This is a genomic window from Ruegeria sp. AM4, assembly GCF_056540665.1.
The window spans coordinates 339997-358109 of record NZ_JBQFXD010000004.1; the positions used below are offsets into that span (position 1 = coordinate 339997).

The following is an 18113-nucleotide window of genomic DNA, read 5'->3' on the forward strand; positions in this document are numbered from 1 at the left end:
TTGTGTGGCTACAAATCACTTCAAATCCATTAAATGATTTGTGCCGTTCTGTTGGGGGCCTTTATGAGACTTCTACATTTTTATAGTTTTTTAATTTTAGCGGTCAATTTCTTAGGTGCAGCCCCAAGTTTTTCCCAAAATGTTCAACCTGTGCAAATTGTGTCGGGCACCAAAACACTGTCCGAACCAACGGCGATAAAAGCGCGAGAGCTTTTCTTTGCTGATGGGACAAAAATAATTACTAACGGACATCGGCTTATCATCCTCGCAGATAGGCTCGTAATTGATGGTACTGCAAAGATTCAGAGTTTTTCAGACTCGGCGATCACCGGTCAACCTCGCCCGAACACTAAAACGGGTTCTAGCGGCAATCGAGGTACTCACTACACTCGCGGTCCAGGTACGCATGGTCGAGGAACGGGGGTCAACGGCCGCCATGCCGGTAATGGCAGTGACGGGGGGCGAGGCCCTAACGGCGCGAAAGGTAGAAGCGCATCTACTGTCGTTATAAAGATCAGAAATGAGGCCTCCGGAAACCTTATTATTATTAGCCGAGGTGAAGACGGTCAAAATGGCGGCCGTGGTGGCAATGGTGGCCCGGGAGGCGATGGAGAACAGGGCGGACCCTCTAGAACTAAGAAAATCCTCGGCGCATGCTCTTGCGCAGCCGGGCCAGCGTGGGGCGGGAATGCAGGGAACGGAGGTAATGGCGGCCCAGGCGGCAATGGCGGCTCTGGAGGCAATGGCGGCTCAATTGGTCTCGATTTGCCCAATACTCCCGGCTTTAAACTGAGAACGGACACACAAGGTGGTTCGGGAGGTCTAGCAGCAAGCGGTGGTGCGGCGGGCGCGGCAGGTCTTGTTGGATTTGGCGGGCGCGGATCCTGTGGCTGCCAAGGTCGCGAAAACGAAAGAAAGGGCCAGGTCGCAGGGAAAAGCGGTTCGCCTGGCCGTACGTCCTCGGTAAACGGGCGCAAAGGGATAGATGGGCGCGTGAAAAACGGCCAAATCAATGAAGTAAAATTGGATGAGTGGCTAAATCGAAAATAGGGTTAATTACCTTGATTATTAAGACAAAAATCTTTGATAGACGATTTCTCATAATCTCGGCGACCCTTTCCGCTCTGCTGAAACCAAGCATGAGCCTATCCGAATCAAGCGAAGACTTGGCAGACGCCGAAAAAAGAAAAGCGTTCTTTCTGACTCAGAAAGCCGCAATGAAATCAGTGAAGCAAATTTCTCGCACTCTCTTAAAAGGAGCACCTAATTCTCCTCTTGGGGACTTTACAAGAATTGTTAAATGGACGGCTTGGGCAGACGACAGCATCGAAGCAGCCTTGAGAGGCAAAGCTGTTAAGCCACCACCCGGCTCTCTTTGCAGCGGCTTTAGTGTGCCGTCGCAAGCCGTTGTTGATTACATGGCGAGCATAGCAGACAGCCATTATGTGATTGATAATGTACCTGATTATAATGCTTTCATAGAATTTGATCCACGGACGAAGCGTCAAACATACCGACAATTAACCATCGATGTTATGAGCGAGTTTGAGCGAGACGAAGACTATCGATCATCAAGGGAACTGCTAGATCATCTCGGAAAAGAAGTTAGAGGTTACAAGTTGTATTACCAAAGGCTCAACGAGATACTGTCTGAGATGGTTGAGTTTCCCGTCTACTTTATTTCTCGACAGGCTGTTGTCTGCTGGTTCTCACTCGAAACATCCATAATTCCTGCCTTGGACGCCCTGGACGCAAAAGTTAACGCTGCGAAAACCGAGATCGACAACCTCGAACAGGAAAGAGCGTCTTCGCTCAGGGAATGGGCTACTGAACATCTTTTTGCCGTGGAAATCGAAGAATTCGAACTGGACGCATATCTTCTCGAAATCGAAGCAGGAAAGGTTGAATTTGAACAGCTCAAAGAAACAATTAAAGAGCTTGTCGCTGATAGCAAAGATCTTGAAAAAGCCAAGGAGCTGTCCGAGGTTAACTTAAGGGCAGCAGAACTTGATAAAAGAAACCTGAAGGATCAATCTTTCAACTTCAATTCAGGGAAGACAAACCTCCAAAACCGGTTGAGGCGAGCACAGAGTTTTGATTCACAAACCTATAATAGGTGCCCAAACGGAAACGCCTATGCAGATTGCTCTCATGACATAATTAAAGCAAACTGGAATAGGCAAAAACAAGACAACCGGAATTTGATTACCCAATTGCGTAATGATTTGACCATTCTTAATCGTCGAATGGCCCAAGGGGAAGCCGACATTTCTGCATTGGATCAAGCCATTAGGGCGCACAAACTTGAAGCCAGTCAAATTCAGAGCGAGCTAGATCATATTTCTCAAGAAGTTTCAGAGATTACTCAGGAGCTAGTTGAAAACGTCGATTTAGGGGGTTTGTCAGAGGACGAAATAATTGGTTTTATTAATGAGAGCCGAGGGGAGGCCTCTCAAATTAAAGCCCTTCTAGCACAGTAGTTTACTTCGAATCCACCGATTTCTTCAAAGCACCTGCTCCTTAATTGGTCATGCGAAACAAGTGTACTTGATGAGGAAGTTGATCGTTCGGGAGAACAATCTCCGAGTCCGACTAACCTTGTGCAAGAGCTTAGACGGAAGGATAAGCGTGTAGGCCGGTGGCGGTGGTTGCAATTGTCCGAGAAGACGCTCGAAGTTTAGCAGGTCCGTAGTTCGCCCAAAATAGAAACTGTGCAGGGCGTTCTGAAAGAAGTGTGTGACGGCCAGAGTGCCATCTGCCCGTTATGAAACCACGGTGTCACGCTTCTTTTGAAACCCACGTTTGGACCATGCTCAGGAACAGCTTCAAATAAGCAATCGCTGATCAGGATCATGTGTCGGAGAAATGGAAGTTGCTTGTGACGTTACAATTGCACGATCGAGGTCCAGGAGGCCGTACCGCGAGCCCACGAAGATATTGTGCAGAATATTCTGAAAGAAGTGTGACACTGCCAGCGCCTTTGTCTTAGCCCCGTTCTTTGCCTGGATCTCCACATTTCCAGCGTACTCGAAAAGCTCTTCCAGCGCATTGAAGCCTTCGTTGACAATACGTGCGTTCAAGAGGCGCGGATACCGAGCCAAAACGTTTCTTCGAGCCCGCGAGATCTCTCGTCTCAGCAGCCAATCGTGCGGAACTGTGTCAGGGCCTTTCGCCATCATCGTGCGAATTCTAAAGAACGCATACCCCAAGTTGTAGAGATCGAAGATGTATTCCGAAGCCTCGCAACGCTCATCCGATTCACTTCGGTTGAACGTCTCAAGGAGTACCAGAGCTCCATCGGCATATTCCTTGGCCGATCGATTTAAGCACTTCTCCGTTGATACATACATCTGCTCGCCCCTTTAGGCTGTTTGCTCTTGGCGAATCATTCGCAGATAAAAATTTGGAGAAAAATAGGGAATTGGACGGGGGTTTCTCGAAGTTTAGACATTGAGCGGATCTGCTTAGATTGATCCCCATCTCTTGCTTAAGCCGGTTGCGAGGTGGTCTTTACAAGGTTGGCTCGGAATGACTAACCTGCTCAGGTCGCCGTTCTGATTTTAGCGCTTTCGTCGGCTGCGGGCCCGTATTTCAGAATCTTGGGCTCCGAAGCGGCACTTTTGTCACTCAGTTTGCTGTCGTCGAGCTGATCAAAAATTTTGGCAAGTCACAGCCCCAAGATGTCGGCCAGAATTCTGATGGCGGCCCAGAATAGGCCGGCTACTCCACCATAGCGCATCACAACGCCCGCTGCCTTAGACTGCTTGCCATCATAATGAACCGCTAGTTTCTCTATGTTCATGATATCTCGACCGATCCGCCATAAACGCGATATCTGCCTCTTGATTACCAGCGTCCGAAACTGCCTTACCGACCGCTCCAATTCTTCGACTGATTTTTCTGACGAAGCGTCAATAATCCGACCACGCAGTACTTCTTCGATATCTTCGAGCGTAGTCTCCGAGGCGGGCTCATCCAGAACATCGAGACTTTGGTGCATTGCCTCATAGAGAACCAAAGCGTTTTCTTCACTCAATTCTTCTGACTTTTTCGGATATTCCCTTTCCAACTCTGCAGCGACTTCTGGATTCAAATCACAAACAGTTGAGATGCAAACTCTGGTTGCAGCCTGCAAAAGCCGGAAAGGTTCGCTATCTGGGTATTCACCTTCTCTAATTTGCCTCTCGACGGAGTGATTTACATCGGTCAAGTCAAACGCCACGCGTTCCGGGTCGTCCCAATACTTGGCAACAAGGCGCTTAATGATCCGATACTCTATGGTTGCTTCGCTTAGGCCATTATTCCCGCCAAGCAAGATCAAATCATCAAGAGCATCTTCCACTCGTGCAAGGTGACGAGCCAATCTGCCAGGGTTGGAAGTCAGTGCGGGTTCTGCCGAATAGGTAAGAGTCGAATCGTCGAGGACCAACACTTCTAAAGTACTAGATCTCTTGGTAATCCAGTCAGCCTCGACCATCCGGATCTGCCCGGCCACCGTCTCTGACCCAGCCGCCCAGAACTCAGTTGGAATCTGAGCTACTGCGTTCTGCAAATCCCACGCGAGCGGCGCACCTATCAGCATTCCTTCATACCACCGCAGCCAATAACCCCACGTCTCTGGTTCATCCTTCCAAAAATCTTTGAGTCTCTTATAATACTTCTGGAAAGCGACTGGCGCTTCGGATTGCCACAATGGACTTTCGAAAATTTCCCGGCTCACCGAATTTGTGTCAAGTTCTTGGGCATCTGCCATTGTAGCAGCCCAAAACAGATCACTCAGCGCCTCCCCTTTCGCTATCGTCGGAAAATTGATCGCCCGATCCGCGGCAAGAACGGACGCTGTTGAAGCAGTTGTCGGATCATCCGATCCAATCGAAATCACTGCTCCGTTTGCAGCGGCGGCGGCAGCAGCAAAAGCTGCCCCAAAATCGGAAACAAAGGGCGTGGTAGGATGCGCTTTTGCAATTGCAAAGGCGGCACGATAACCCCCAAGACCATCATCGACTTGATCGGCTCGGCTGAAAGCGGCAGAAACTTGTGCCATCCAAAGTGAGCTTAGTAATAGTGAACTCTCTAAGCCGCTTGAAGCGGTAGAAATGAATGGCAGAGAGCGCAAGCTCGCCCGCGCCGCAATGGCGACCTGGACTTCACGAGGCTTGTCGCCAAGCCATGCCAGCACGCTGGCGCGGTCCGCTATCTCAGCCATATTACGCTCCTGATGATCCTACAGAACATGGATTGGCCAAAACATGGCTGACAGTCCCTTAGTGCGCAACTCTTGCTTTGATTTTAACTCCAGATTGAACAAAAGAGGCGAGATCACAAATCGGCTACCATCTGTCAGCGACATTCAAGATTCATGATTTGAGAACCGAGACAACCCTGACAGGGAAGTATGGCGGTGCTCACGGCCACAGCCCTCCCAGAAAATAGACGATCACGACTTCGTTGAGCGTCCAAGCACGATCACAAACCCCCGTTTCTGTGCCCCCTAGTAAGCCGACGTTGGTGCAGAAACCGCAGATTTACATTTTGCCCGCTAAATGGATACCCTGCACGACGGAGGGATAGAATGAGCGCGAAATCCAGTCATTCGCGATGCGGAGACCGGCTTTGTCGCAAGCTAGACCCCGAAAGTTCCACATCAGCGCATTTTTCTCCGCGACCGGTGCGCAGGCTTTCGGTGTAAATTTGGTCTATGCCCCAGGGGGCGGGGTCCGAGTATTCCGGTCCCCGCACTCTGTCGGAGAAGCCAAAGCCACTCAGACTTTGGTTAACTCCAGCGCTAGTTCGAGCGCCTGTTTGGCCTTTGCGCTGATCTCTTCGTTCTCAGATTTTGCAAGCCTGTCTAACTCTCTGAGAGATTTGATCGAATATTCGTGGCTTCCGTTGATCGCGATGCCTTCCAGATCATCGATCCAATCCAGCGACGATGCTGTCTCTTCTGTTTCTTTGAAGGCGCGCGCTCCAGCGACTGCCTGTCGAAAGTAAGCTTCTTCATTTTCCATCATTTGGGTCTCCAAATTGTTAGAGTAGGAACATCTTTGCCGAGGTAGTTTGTGTATGTCGATTGGGATAGTTGTTTACTGGCAACGACTTACATTGACATACAGATCCGACAATCTACTGCGTTTGTCTGTCGCCAAATCGATATCCGATTGAATTACCTAGACTGAACCGACCGACAAACCGGACATCGGAATACAAACCAGCAGACAACGCCGTACAAATCGGTGAACACGTCTTTGAAAAAATTTTCTAAGTGCCGGTCTCGTTAGGGTACACCCCACCAAAACGAAGCGGTGAGACACCAAAGATGTATCATATAGGTGTCTTGTAATTGTCGAAGTGATTCTTACATCGTGTCTAGAGCCAAACGAGACACGGTGTGGAAATGAGAATCGGATATCGCAGAGTCAGCACAACAGACCAGAACTTGGACCGGCAAGAGCTGGACGGTTGCGAGAAGGTCTTTGAGGAGAAACTGAGCGGTGCGAACAGAGAACGGCCGGCGCTTCAAGAAATGATCGACTTTGCACGGGAAGGCGATGAGGTGATTGTTCACAGCCTCGATCGCCTAGCCCGGGACCTACGAGACCTAAAATGCATTGTTGACGAATTGAACGACATGAGCGTTACGGTTGAATTCTTGCAAGAGCGGCTGCGTTTCTCGCCCGATGCGGACGATCCGCTCTCAAAGCTGCAACTGCATCTGATGGGCGCGTTCGCAGAGTTCGAGCGGTCCATGATCCGCAAGCGACAAGCCGAAGGTATTGCGAGAGCAAAAGCCAAGGGCATCTACAAGGGTCGCAGAGCGACTATTGACCGCGAACAGGTCGCCGAGATGCATGCACAAGGCTTAGGCGCCACAGAAATAGCTAAGTCGCTTGGGATTGGTCGAGCATCGGTGTATCGGATTTTGGCGAAGCATCAAACCGAGCATGGACCGATTACTGTCGGATTTTGACAAGATAATGGTAAGTCGGCCGCGGGCTAGTCAGATGGGCGATCAACCCTTCGAGTTTACACTAAGCAGCCATCCAATTCGTAAGCATCATATTGGATTGTAGTTAACATCTGGGAGGAACGGACAGGTTGATGATCGGGTCACGTTCTCGTAGAGCTTCGTTGTGCTACATAATTGCCCGGTGACAAATCGAAAATACCGTGCGACAAGCTCCTAGGAGGGCTAAAATGGGTGTCATAGTCGAAAGCGATCGCGTGTCGGCCGTGTTGATCGGGGCGTTCAACCCGTCAATATTCCACCCCAGTTGGCTAGCTTTGAATGACCTTATTTCGTCCGAGTCCTTGGATGCCGCTGAACTACAAGTTTCTCATCCGGACCTTTCGCGGTTCGACGTTAACTTTATGTCATTTGAAGTTCAAAAGAGCCGGGTGATGATCGGGTGCGAAGCGGACAAAGACGGCCTCGTTTTTGATATGGTAATGTCGATTTTCGGAGAATTGTTAACGCATAGTCCGGTGTGGCGCATTGGAATAAACAGATCATATGAGATACTTTGTGGTACTGAAGAAAAGAGAAATGAACTAGGTAAGAGAATGGCTCCACAATCCGCATGGGGAAAATGGGGAGAGGAAATCGCGTCCTCGCAGGGTACCAAGCATGGTGGTATGCAAAGGCTTACGATGAGACAAATTCCCCGACATGACGGACGAGAAGGTCACTTCCAAGCAGACTTGCGCCCCGGATCTTCCAGTCAGGACCTCATTCGGTTAGACTTTAATAGCGACCTTGTGGCTGGCGAAGAAGGTTCAGTTGAAGGCGCATTAAAAGCCACAAATCTAATTGAAGAATGCTGGCAACATGACTTAGCTAAATCAAAAGATGTAGCCAACGATATTATTGAAATAATTGAGGGTCTATAAAGTGGTCAATTCAAGCGCTGCATTGCAAGACGACGGCATCTATTTAGAGAACCCGTATCGCGCATCACCAATAACCGACACTGATACTGTTCCAAATGACGAAGATGTCCATCAAGACAGCCTTCCGTTAAGCTTTCTGATTGAGAAGCAACTGCACTTTCCAGCAAGCTTCTTCGGAAAGGCAAACCCCTTCCATCCGCATTCGAGTTGGGAAGGAATTGTCACTTCGGTCGATAATGGCACAATCCGGGCATTGTTGCACTCCAGGGATGTTGCCAATGATGATCACGTCGATGAGGTTGAAATTGATATCCAGCAGGTTAACGCCGGCGATCGGGATTTGGTGGTTGAAGGCGCTCTATTTTATCTGAGCACCGGGAAGATCAGCATCAAAGGTGGAATCCCTCAGCCCTCTGTAAGCATCGTCTTTCGAAGACAGCCAAATTGGACAAAAAGAGATGTAGAGCGGCGCGATGCTATTTCTGCGGAGCTAATTGAGATTCTACACGGTGTAGATTGATTGCGGCAACAAATATTGCATGAAAGCTAACATGCGTGACGCGCCCGCACTTGATGAGCTAGAAATATCCCTGTTTGGGCCTGCATATGGCGAGGCCATTGCAGTCCATTATGGTGACGGTCAGTGGTTTTGTGTTGATAGTTGCTTAGAAGCCGAAACTGGTAGACCCGCTTCACTTTCTTATTTGCAAGGGATTGGGATCGATCTATCAAAACAGGTAAGTCACGTCGCCCTCACACATACTGATGGCGACCACGTCCGCGGGATATCTCAACTATTTGAGGCTTGTAGTAGCGCTCAACTAGTTGTCCCGTTTGCTCTCGATGACAAACATGCAATTGCCTATCTAGCAAGCTATTGCGAACCCATGAGCCCCAAGCTCTCGGTAGGAACAAAAGAAATTGTTCAGTTGTTGCGAATTCACGGCTCAAGAAAGGGTAGTAAGCCCATCCACTATGCCAGCCAGGATCGTCCTGTTTTTGCCACTGATGGAAGTAGACTGACTGCGCTGGCGCCGGATGATGTTTCATTTCGAAAATTCATAGAGTCTGTCGTACCACATATTCCCGAAGCGGGTAGCGCAGAGCGCCAACCGCCGAAGCTCAAGCCTAATCACTCTTCCGTCGTATTTTTACTCGAAACCCTCGGAGCGTCTTTCCTGTTCGGTGCCGACCTTGAAGAAGAGCCGGGCAAGGGTTGGACTAGGGTTATTCAAAACTCTGTTCAGTTTCAGGCAGCGAACAACTTTAGAGTTTATAAAGTTGCGCACCACGGTTCCAGAGGCGCACATTGTGAGGACTTGTGGAAGACTCTAGACAAGCCAATTTCTATCCTTGCCCCATTTGACTATGGGCGGCACAAAATCCCGGGGAAAGAAGAAGCAAAACTCATTATAGATCGTTCAAGCCAGAGCTATTCCACATCGTCATTCAAGACGAAAAAACCCAAAAGAGCTTCTACGGTGGATCGTCAACTCCGCTTACATCGCATCAGGCGCAGTAGTGCTTTTCCGTCGAGTGGCCAAATACGCTTCCGAATGTCATCTGACGGAGCTGAGAAGATCGAGCTTTTTGGAGGGGCAATAAAGCTTGCGCAGGTTTCCTAGCAAAGTCGGTGCCAGAATTCTGCGGGGATGCAAACTGAAAACCAGAATCAGCTTCAAGAAAACACCCCATCACCATCTGCTCCTGACACAGCAGTCCGCATTGACCTCTCCAGTTCGCGGATCTGCCGATCGATCTGCTCGGGTGTCATCTCGTGAAGCTCTGGCTGCGTCTCGTCGTCTGTGCGGCCAAAGAGGCCCGATGCGCGGTATATGGCGTTGATCGTGGCGCTCTTGGCCTGTGCGGGTGCTTTCGGGTCTCTCAAGAGCTGTAAGGCGGCGTCTGTAGCCGCTTCCAGGCCCTCCGTCTTGATCCGCACCTGAGTGCGGGTCAGGGCTTCTTCGGGCGTGATGTCGTCTCTGTCGGTCACTTAAACACCTCTGGCAGTTCGTCTTCGTCGTATTGGTCGAGTCGTAGTTGGTTGACCCGGTCTTCCAAATTCCGGATCTGTGCGTCCAACGCGCTGATCTCGTCACTGTCGGGTTTTTTGCTTTGCCGGAGATCCTCGATCAGTTTTTTGGCTTTTCGGCCGTCTCGGGCTTGTTGCCGTTCCGCCGTTGTGCCGGGGCGCAGTGCCTTGCTGCGCGCTTCATGTCGTTTCAATTCTTCGGGCGACATCGCCGCCCGACGTTCTTCAGTCTTTCGATCACGTAGCTTCAGTTCGCGGAGTTTCTTTTGGAGCCTTGAAATCGATGCGCCCTTTTTGGGGAACTGTCTGCGATGCCAGTCTTTGCCCTTGGGCGTTGCGCCACCGTGAAGACGGCAGCGTTGCCCTTCCTCGGCTACGGGGTTTCTACAAGGTGCGCCATCAGCACGAGTTTTAGCCCCACACTTGGGGCCGTTCGCTTGTTTCGCACAAGCGTTTCGCAATCCCCGCATTCGGGCTTCATTGAAGTATTCACTGTTTAGAAATTCCTGCTGTTTCTTGGAGCGCGTCATTCCGTGCACCCCCGCATGGAGTAAATCGCACAAGACAAAATGTCCGTGGCTTTAGTTGGCTTGGGCAATTGCGCCAGTGAAATTTGTGCCAGTGAAACTACACCCTCGTGCTCCACTGCTCCGCCGCTGCCTATACCGCTGGTTTTGTCGCCTAGATCTAACCGATCCGGTGCCGGACCATTCGACCTTCTAGAGAAACCGGCACGGCCGTTTCCGAGACAGTGATCTTTTGCGGCATTTGTTCGAGGCGGTTGTAGCGCGTTGTATCGAGGAAGGGTTGGCCAGTGGGCAGCGCTTCGCAGCTGACGCCAGCCTGATCCAAACTGATGCCAATCGGCAAAACTCCTCACTGCAGCGGGATTGGGCACCTGAGAAGATCATCCCTGATGAGGCCCCCCGCGCCGTTAGGGAACACTTGGATACGTTGGATGACGCCGCCTTCGGCGCGGCAAGCCCCGTGAAGCCGAAGTTCACCCCGTATTCCGATCCAGCCTCGCAGTGGACTGGCGTGCGGGGTGGGTCCGCTTATTTTGCCTATTCAGCCAACTATCTGATCGACACGGACAACGGAGTGATCCTGGACGTGGAGGCAACCCGGTCGATCCGCCAGGCTGAGGTTGGCGTGACCCGAACCATGGTCGACCGGGTCCGCGACCGCCACGATCTGAACCCTGAGAGGCTGATTGCAGACACCGCCTATGGCTCTGGGCCGATGTTGAGCTGGCTCGTCGATCAAGGCATTGCCCCACATATCCCGGTTATCGACAAGTCTGGCCGCAACGATGGGACCTTCGAGCGCGCCGACTTCACCTTTGACGCTGAAAGCGATGCCTATATCTGTCCTGCTGGCAAGGAACTCAAACAGTATCGCCGGGCTTTCAAAAAGCCGAGAGAGCCCAGACCGGACAAGGATGGCATCCTTCGACACCGCGCCCGCAAACCCGACTGCGACGCCTGCATCCTGAAGAGCCGGTGCTGTCCAAAAGAGCCACAGCGCAAGGTGACGCGCTCCATCCATGAACCATCCAGAAATGTGGCTCGTACCATCGCCCAAACCACCCAATACGCGATCTCGTGCAAGCTCAGAAAGAAGGTCGAGATGCTGTTTGCCCATCTCAAGCGCATTCTCGGTCTCGGGCGCCTTCGATTACGTGGACCATGCGGCGATCGGGACGAATTCCACCTCGCCGCCACCGCCCAAAACCTCAGAAAACTCGCAAAGCTCATACCGGCTCCCCAAAAAATTTCCGCCATCTGACCAAGATCTCGGCTGGACAGATATCAAGGACAATCCCAAGCATTCAAACCCAAGAGTTTTTCAACGGCATAGGCTCGTTGTGGACATTGGAAGCCGTGTAGAATCCGCTCAGGAACGTTTCACGCCCGATCGCGGAGCGGCCCAAAGCCGCCGCTCAACGGCTCTAGTCAAGCCGCATTGCAAAATACCAAAACAGACGTTGCCAAGACAGCAGGTCTATGAAGTCGACCCATTCCTGACCCTAAGCACATTTTCTAAGCAAGTTCTGATCGTCTGGGCCCCTCATTCTCAAAATTCTTTACCAAATGATAAAATTACGTGTTACTTAGCGTCAATTGCCACGGGGAGGACATCATGAAAACATCACTAATTCTCAACCGCCGCCAATTTATGATGACGACCGCAGCGTCGTCACTTTTGCTTGCGGCTGATCGCGTTGCTGCCGCAGAACCTATCAAAACCGCCGGGATCTATACCGTGCCCGTCGAGCAGCAATGGGTCAGCCGCATCCACAACGCCGCGCTGACGGCGCAGGATCGCGGGGATATTTCCTATAGCTTCTCAGAGAACGTCAGCAACACAGACTACGCCCGGGTGATCCGCGAATATGCCGAGGCGGGCAACAAGCTGATTATCGGCGAGGTATTTGGCGCCGAACAAGAGGCGCGAGAGGTCGCCGCAGAATATCCCGACGTTGCCTTCCTGATGGGCTCAAGCTTCAAGGAAGACCCGGCGCTGCCCAATTTTGCGGTTTTCGACAACTATATTCAGGACGCCTCTTACTTGTCCGGTATCATTGCCGGCTCCATGACCGAGACAGGCAATATCGGTATGGTTGGCGGCTTTCCAATCCCGGAAGTGAATCGCCTGATGCATGCCTTCATGGCCGGTGCACGTGAGATGAACCCCGACATCACCTTCCAGGTCAGCTTTATCGGCAGCTGGTTTGATCCGCCAAAGGCCAAGGAAACGGCCTTTGCAATGATCGAAAACGGCGCAGATATCTTGTATGCTGAACGTTTCGGCGTTTCCGACGCCGCTAAGGAAAAGGGCATTCTTGCAATTGGCAACGTGATCGACACGCAGCCGGAATATCCAGACACCGTGGTCGCCTCGGCGATCTGGCATTTTGAACCAACCCTGGATAAGGCCATTGCCGAAGTGCAGGCCGGTAGCTTTAAAGCCGCTGACTATGGCATCTATTCCTTTATGAATCAGGGCGGAACCTCCCTAGCACCCTTGGGCACATTCGACGGCAAGATACCTGCCGCTGCGCTTGACCTTGTCAAGAAACGCGAGGCCGAAATCAAATCGGGTGCATTCTCTGTGACCATCAACGACGACGAACCGACATCGTCATAACTACCCATGGACACCTCTGTTGTTGAGGCGCTGACCCTCGATGCTATCACCAAGCGCTTTGGCACGCTGACCGCAAATGATGCGGTCAGCCTTTCCCTGAACGAAGGCGAAGTTGTTGCCTTACTCGGTGAAAACGGAGCAGGCAAAACAACGCTGATGAACATCCTCTTTGGCCAATATACGGCTGATAGCGGAACCGTTCGGGTGTTCGGAAAAACTCTGCCACCGGGAAACTCTCGCGCTGCGCTGGACGCGGGTGTGGGGATGGTACACCAGCATTTCACCCTGGCCGACAACCTGACTGTGTTGGAAAACATCACTCTAGGGGTCGGTTCATTATTGAGCACAAGCGCGGGGCGATCGGCAGCACGCGACCGGATCAAGGCGCTGTCTCAAAAGTATCACCTGTCCGTGTCGCCGGACGCTCGTGTCGGGGCGCTGACGGTGGGTGAACGACAAAGGGTCGAGATACTTAAAGCGCTTTACCGCGATGTGCGCATTCTTATTCTTGATGAGCCGACCGCAGTTCTGACGCCGCAGGAAACGGATGATCTGTTTTCGACCCTCCGGCTGGCCATAGCGGATGGTTTGTCGGCCATCTTCATTTCCCACAAGCTACATGAGGTTATGGCGATATCGGACCGAGTTGTCGTGTTGCGGCACGGTAAGGTAACGGGTGGCGTTCGCACCGCAGATACCGACAAACACGCGTTGGCGACACTGATGATGGGCACAGAGGCGACACCACCCAAGGTACCCCAATCGACGCCGGGGCCTGCTTTATTGAAACTGGATCGCGTCGCAACACCGGATGTCGGCAACGCTCCGGGGCTCAAGTCGGTGTCTCTATCTTTGCATGCCGGGCAAATCATCGGCCTGGCTGGCGTTTCCGGCAATGGCCAAGCCGCGATCGCGGATGTGGTTGGTGGGCTAGTGAAACCCGCCGAAGGGCGGATCGAGATCGCTGGATCTGACATCAACCGCTGGACCCCGCGCGAAGCGGTAAAACGAGGCATCGCTCGCATCCCCGAAGACCGGCACAAAACCGGAACGATTGCGGATTTTGATCTGACCGAAAATGCAATTCTTGAACGCTACCGCTCAAGGGGGTTCAGCAAGGCTGGTTGGCTGAATTGGCGCAGTTCACGGGCCTTTGCCGAGGCCATCATCAAAAAATACGATGTGCGTTGTCCGGGCCCAGACACGCCGATCCGACTTTTGTCCGGTGGGAACATGCAAAAGCTAATACTGGGGCGCGTGCTTGAGGCCGCACCGCAGGTTATTCTGGCCAATCAACCCGTGCGCGGGCTGGATATCGGCGCAGTCAATTATGTGCACGGCCAGTTGCTGGAAGCCCGCGCCAGAGGGGCCGCGATCCTGCTGATCTCGGAAGATCTGGATGAGGTCATGGCCATGTCCGATGTCATCCATGTGATTGCTGACGGACAGCTCTCACCCGGATTTGACCGGGGCAGTATGACACCCACGGAACTGGGCCTGTGGATGGCCGGACAAGGGTTTGAAAACGAGAATGCGCATGCGTCTTGAACCGATAAACAACCCCAGCTTTGGGCGCAAACTGGTCCCACCTGCATTGGCGTTGTCTGCGACAATTGTGATCGCATCGCTTTTGGCAATGATCGCTGGCGCAAATCCATTTTCGGTTCTGGGCCTGATCATCAAGGGCGCATTTGGGTCGAAATTCGCGCTTCTTGAAACGCTCAATCGGGCGACACCGCTGATCTTTACGGGGCTTGCCGTTGCCGTGGCTTTTCGGGCCAAATTCTGGAACATCGGAGCCGAAGCGCAGCTATACGCCGGAGCTCTGATCACGGTTTTATTGGGAACCGGAGCCTTGGCGTGGCCAAGTAGCCTGATCCTTCCTGTAATTGCGTTGATTGCCGTATTTGCGGGTGCGAACTTGCTGCTGGTACCGGCGCTTCTGAAAACCCGGTTTGGGGTGGATGAGGTGGTGACGACCCTGCTTTTCAACTTCATCTTCCTGCTGTTTATTTCAATGCTGTTGGAGGGGCCATTGAAAGATCCGATGGGGATGGGCTGGCCAAAATCGGCCCGACTGATCCCCGAGGCCCGCCTACCACGGATCGTCGACGGGCTGCGCCTGCACTGGGGTTTCGCCCTGGCGATCATATCGGCGCTTTGCGTCTGGGTGATCCAGACTCGCAGCACCTTAGGCTATGAGATGCGAGCCGTGGGCCTAAACAAACAGGCTGCAGGTTTCGCGGGCATTCCGGTGAATTTAGTGTTGGTCAAAACAGCGCTGCTGTCTGGCGGGCTTGCCGCCTTGGGAGGCTTTTCCGAGGTCGCCGGACTGAAGGGGAGCCTGACTCTCGATCTGTCACCCGGATTTGGTTACACCGGCATCATCGTGGCGATGCTCGCCCTGCTCAATCCGCTGGGTGTGGTGATCGCAGCCCTGTTTGTGGCTGGCATTTTTGTCGGTGCCGACAGCATGAGCCGGGCCGCAGATGTGCCGACCTACCTAGCCGATATCATGCTGGCTATCTCCCTTTTGTTGATGGTTCTGGCAATCATGCTGACGCGGTTTCGCGTGGTGAGGGACTAACGCCATGGAAATCATCGAAATCCTTTTCACCGCTAGTTTCTGGGCCGCAGCGATCCGTATCGCCAGCCCACTGATTTTTGCGACCCTGGGCGAATTGATCTGTGAACGCGCGGGTGTCTTGAACCTAGGCATCGAGGGCATTATGGTTTCCGGTGCATTTGCGGGCTGGATGGCGGTCTATTCGGGCACCGGGCTTTGGGTTGGTGTCGGCGTTGCAATGGCTGTTGGGATGTTGTTTGGGTTGTTGCACAGCACGCTGACAGTGCCCTTTGGCCTATCCCAGCATGTAGTTGGGCTGGGCGTAACGCTTCTTGCGACCTCGTCAACCTACTATGCGTATCGGCTGGCGCTACCAGAGGTCACCAGCCCACCCAAGATCGTTGCGTTTCAGCCCTATGAAATCCCATTGCTATCGGACATTCCACTGCTTGGGCCCGCTCTTTTCTCGCAAACGCCGCTGTCCTATCTGGCCTTTATACTTGTTGCAGTTGTCGGGTTGGTTCTCTACCGAACGCCCTTGGGTTTGGCCGTGCGTGCCGCAGGTGAAAACCCGGCTGCGGTCGCCGCACAAGGCCTTTCGGTGACCGCCATCCGCATGGGGGCCGTTATCATTGGCAGCGGGCTGATGGCCGTCGGTGGCGCGTTTCTAACGATGTCCGCCTTTGACAGCTTCTTTTTTGAGATGGTCAATGGGCGCGGCTGGATCTGCATTGCTCTGGTTGTCTTCGGGTCCTGGCGGCCGGGCAAGGCAATGCTTGGGGCAGTGCTGTTTGCTGCCTTCGATGCGCTGCAAATCCGGGTTCAGCAAACAAGTCTTGGGGCGCAGGTCCCCTATCAGATATTCTTGATGATACCCTACATTCTTTCCATTCTGGCATTGGTGGTAATGTCGCGCCGGGCTGAAGTACCTGCCGCACTTATGGTGCCTTTCAACAAAGGGGAGCGGTGATGTTTGATCTGATTGTAAAAGGTGGCTTTCTGCCGAACGGCAGCGTCGCCGATATCGGCATCTCAGGCAGTAAGATCACCGCCATAGATCAACTCGGTACCGCCGAAGCAGGTCAGATCATTGATGCAACCGGCGATTTGGTCAGCCCGCCCTTTGTTGATCCGCATTTTCACATGGATGCGACGCTGTCTTATGGCCTGCCTCGCATCAACGCCTCGGGAACCCTGCTGGAGGGCATTGGGCTTTGGGGTGAACTCAAACAGGTCATGACCCAGGACGAGGTGATTGATCGCGCTCTGCACTACTGTGACTGGGCGGCCAGCATGGGATTGCTTGCGATCCGCAGCCATGTCGACACGTGCGACGACCGGCTGTTAGGGGTCGAGGCACTGCTCGAGGTTCGTAATAAGGTCAAAGACTATATCGATCTGCAACTGGTCGCATTCCCCCAAGATGGGTTCTACCGCGATCCCACGGCGCGCGAAAATACCATCCGCGCGTTGGATATGGGCGTGGATGTTGTCGGCGGTATCCCGCATTTCGAACGCACAATGCAGGATGGTGCTGCGTCAGTGACTGAACTGTGCGAAATAGCCGCCGCACGCGGCCTGCAAGTGGATATGCATTGTGACGAGACGGATGATCCACTATCGCGCCACATCGAAACGCTTGCATTAGAAACCCAGCGGCTTGGACTACACGGGCGTGTGGCGGGCTCGCACTTGACCTCAATGCACTCTATGGACAACTACTATGTCTCAAAACTGCTTCCACTGATCGCGGAGGCTCAGATCAATACGATCCCGAACCCTTTGATCAACATCGTTCTGCAGGGGCGGCACGATACATACCCCAAACGCCGCGGTCTGACCCGGGTGAAAGAGATGCTAAGCGCTGGGATCAACGTTGGTTGGGGACAGGATTGCGTGCTTGATCCGTGGTACTCACTAGGAACAGCGGACATGCTGGACGTGGCTTTTATGGGGCTACATGTGGCGCAGATGACCAGCCCCGAAGAAATGCGGATCTGTTTTGACATGGTGACTGTGAACAATGCAAAGACGATGGGTTTGCAGGATTACGGGCTTCACGTCGGGGCAAAAGCCTCCCTGGTCGTGCTTGATGCTGGCACCCCAACCGAGGCCCTGCGGCTACGCGCAGCGCGTTTGCACGTTGTGGCAAATGGCAAACTCATCAGTCAGTCCCCCCGCCCAGATGCTAGGCTTAATATCCAGGACCGCCCTTCTACGTCACACAGACGACATTTGGGCGCGTAGCAGAAGACCTAGGGTCAGGATTCACAACTAGAACAAGCCGGTAGCAGTTCTGTGCGTTTTAACTTTTTGTTATTGATCTTGAGCCTGTTGGCTGAAACGCAGTACAACTGAAAACGTCCTTTGCCAAATCCGGTCCAACCGTCTTTACCGTCATTGAGAGGCTCCATGCCTCACAGTCGAAAACGTCTGCAGCTTCGCGCCATATCCCGGCCCTCTGAATTGGTTCTGGCT

16 protein-coding genes and 1 pseudogene are annotated in these 18113 nt (G+C 52.7%); 12 read left to right on the forward strand and 5 right to left on the reverse strand.

Translation table 11 applies throughout. The annotated features are described in order from the left end of the window. Positions 1 to 63: 63 nt before the first annotated feature. The gene (locus ACR0JA_RS11020; protein WP_480574119.1) at positions 64 to 1050 is read left to right on the forward strand and encodes a hypothetical protein; all 987 of its coding nucleotides are present in this window, start codon (positions 64 to 66) and stop codon (positions 1048 to 1050) included. An 89-nt stretch (positions 1051 to 1139) separates the two neighbouring features. Next, positions 1140 to 2480, forward strand: coding sequence for a hypothetical protein (locus ACR0JA_RS11025; RefSeq protein WP_480574122.1), 1341 nt, complete (start codon positions 1140 to 1142; stop codon positions 2478 to 2480). Between the two features lie 345 nt (positions 2481 to 2825). On the opposite strand, the gene ACR0JA_RS11030 is transcribed toward ACR0JA_RS11025, so the two are convergent. The 3 genes from ACR0JA_RS11030 to ACR0JA_RS11040 form a co-directional block, all read right to left on the reverse strand. Then, positions 2826 to 3350, reverse strand: coding sequence for a hypothetical protein (locus tag ACR0JA_RS11030; RefSeq protein WP_480574125.1), 525 nt, complete (start codon positions 3348 to 3350; stop codon positions 2826 to 2828). 317 nt (positions 3351 to 3667) lie between these two features. After that, positions 3668 to 5206 carry a hypothetical protein gene (locus ACR0JA_RS11035; protein WP_480574128.1) on the reverse strand — a complete coding sequence of 513 codons (1539 nt, stop codon included), beginning with the start codon at positions 5204 to 5206 and terminating at the stop codon, positions 3668 to 3670. 556 nt (positions 5207 to 5762) lie between these two features. Then, positions 5763 to 6011 carry a hypothetical protein gene (locus ACR0JA_RS11040; RefSeq protein ID WP_480574131.1) on the reverse strand — a complete coding sequence of 83 codons (249 nt, stop codon included), beginning with the start codon at positions 6009 to 6011 and terminating at the stop codon, positions 5763 to 5765. Positions 6012 to 6394: 383 nt separating this feature from the next. On the opposite strand from ACR0JA_RS11040, the gene ACR0JA_RS11045 reads away from it, so the two are divergent. The 4 genes from ACR0JA_RS11045 to ACR0JA_RS11060 all read left to right on the forward strand — a co-directional run bounded on the left by ACR0JA_RS11045 (position 6395) and on the right by ACR0JA_RS11060 (position 9512). Then, positions 6395 to 6967, forward strand: a complete 573-nt coding sequence (locus ACR0JA_RS11045; RefSeq protein ID WP_480574225.1) for a recombinase family protein — start codon at positions 6395 to 6397, stop codon at positions 6965 to 6967. 227 nt (positions 6968 to 7194) lie between these two features. Beyond that, a complete protein-coding gene (locus ACR0JA_RS11050) occupies positions 7195 to 7887 on the forward strand; it encodes a hypothetical protein (RefSeq protein ID WP_480574133.1) in 693 nt (230 codons plus the stop codon). A gap of 1 nt (position 7888) precedes the next feature. Continuing rightward, complete coding sequence (locus ACR0JA_RS11055) at positions 7889 to 8407, forward strand: hypothetical protein (RefSeq protein ID WP_480574136.1); 519 nt, start codon at positions 7889 to 7891, stop codon at positions 8405 to 8407. 31 nt (positions 8408 to 8438) lie between these two features. After that, the gene (locus tag ACR0JA_RS11060; RefSeq protein WP_480574138.1) at positions 8439 to 9512 is read left to right on the forward strand and encodes a ComEC/Rec2 family competence protein; all 1074 of its coding nucleotides are present in this window, start codon (positions 8439 to 8441) and stop codon (positions 9510 to 9512) included. Between the two features lie 53 nt (positions 9513 to 9565). Here the strand turns inward: ACR0JA_RS11060 and ACR0JA_RS11065 are convergent, their stop codons facing one another. Together ACR0JA_RS11065 and ACR0JA_RS11070 are read right to left on the reverse strand one after the other, a co-directional pair. Then, positions 9566 to 9880 carry a hypothetical protein gene (locus ACR0JA_RS11065; RefSeq protein WP_480574141.1) on the reverse strand — a complete coding sequence of 105 codons (315 nt, stop codon included), beginning with the start codon at positions 9878 to 9880 and terminating at the stop codon, positions 9566 to 9568. After that, the gene (locus tag ACR0JA_RS11070; RefSeq protein WP_480574143.1) at positions 9877 to 10449 is read right to left on the reverse strand and encodes an HGGxSTG domain-containing protein; all 573 of its coding nucleotides are present in this window, start codon (positions 10447 to 10449) and stop codon (positions 9877 to 9879) included. Before ACR0JA_RS11070 ends, ACR0JA_RS11065 begins: the two co-directional genes overlap by 4 nt. 76 nt (positions 10450 to 10525) lie before the next feature. Between ACR0JA_RS11070 and ACR0JA_RS11075 the strand changes: the two are divergent. The 6 genes and pseudogenes from ACR0JA_RS11075 (at position 10526) to ACR0JA_RS11100 (ending at position 17882) form a co-directional block, all read left to right on the forward strand. Continuing rightward, positions 10526 to 11707 (forward strand): annotated as a pseudogene (locus tag ACR0JA_RS11075) (transposase). Positions 11708 to 12061: 354 nt separating this feature from the next. Further along, positions 12062 to 13069: a BMP family protein gene (locus ACR0JA_RS11080; RefSeq protein WP_480574146.1), complete on the forward strand. Its 1008-nt coding sequence runs from the start codon at positions 12062 to 12064 to the stop codon at positions 13067 to 13069. Between the two features lie 6 nt (positions 13070 to 13075). Next, entirely contained in the window at positions 13076 to 14617 is a 1542-nt protein-coding gene (locus ACR0JA_RS11085; protein ID WP_480574149.1) for an ABC transporter ATP-binding protein, read from the forward strand. Next, positions 14607 to 15656 (forward strand): ABC transporter permease, encoded by a 1050-nt coding sequence (locus ACR0JA_RS11090; RefSeq protein ID WP_480574152.1) that lies wholly within the window; start codon positions 14607 to 14609, stop codon positions 15654 to 15656. The genes ACR0JA_RS11085 and ACR0JA_RS11090 overlap by 11 nt, the downstream gene beginning before the upstream one ends. A gap of 4 nt (positions 15657 to 15660) precedes the next feature. Then, positions 15661 to 16605, forward strand: a complete 945-nt coding sequence (locus ACR0JA_RS11095; RefSeq protein WP_480574155.1) for an ABC transporter permease — start codon at positions 15661 to 15663, stop codon at positions 16603 to 16605. Beyond that, positions 16605 to 17882, forward strand: a complete 1278-nt coding sequence (locus ACR0JA_RS11100; protein WP_480574158.1) for an amidohydrolase family protein — start codon at positions 16605 to 16607, stop codon at positions 17880 to 17882. Before ACR0JA_RS11095 ends, ACR0JA_RS11100 begins: the two co-directional genes overlap by 1 nt. The last annotated feature ends 231 nt before the right edge of the window (positions 17883 to 18113 follow it).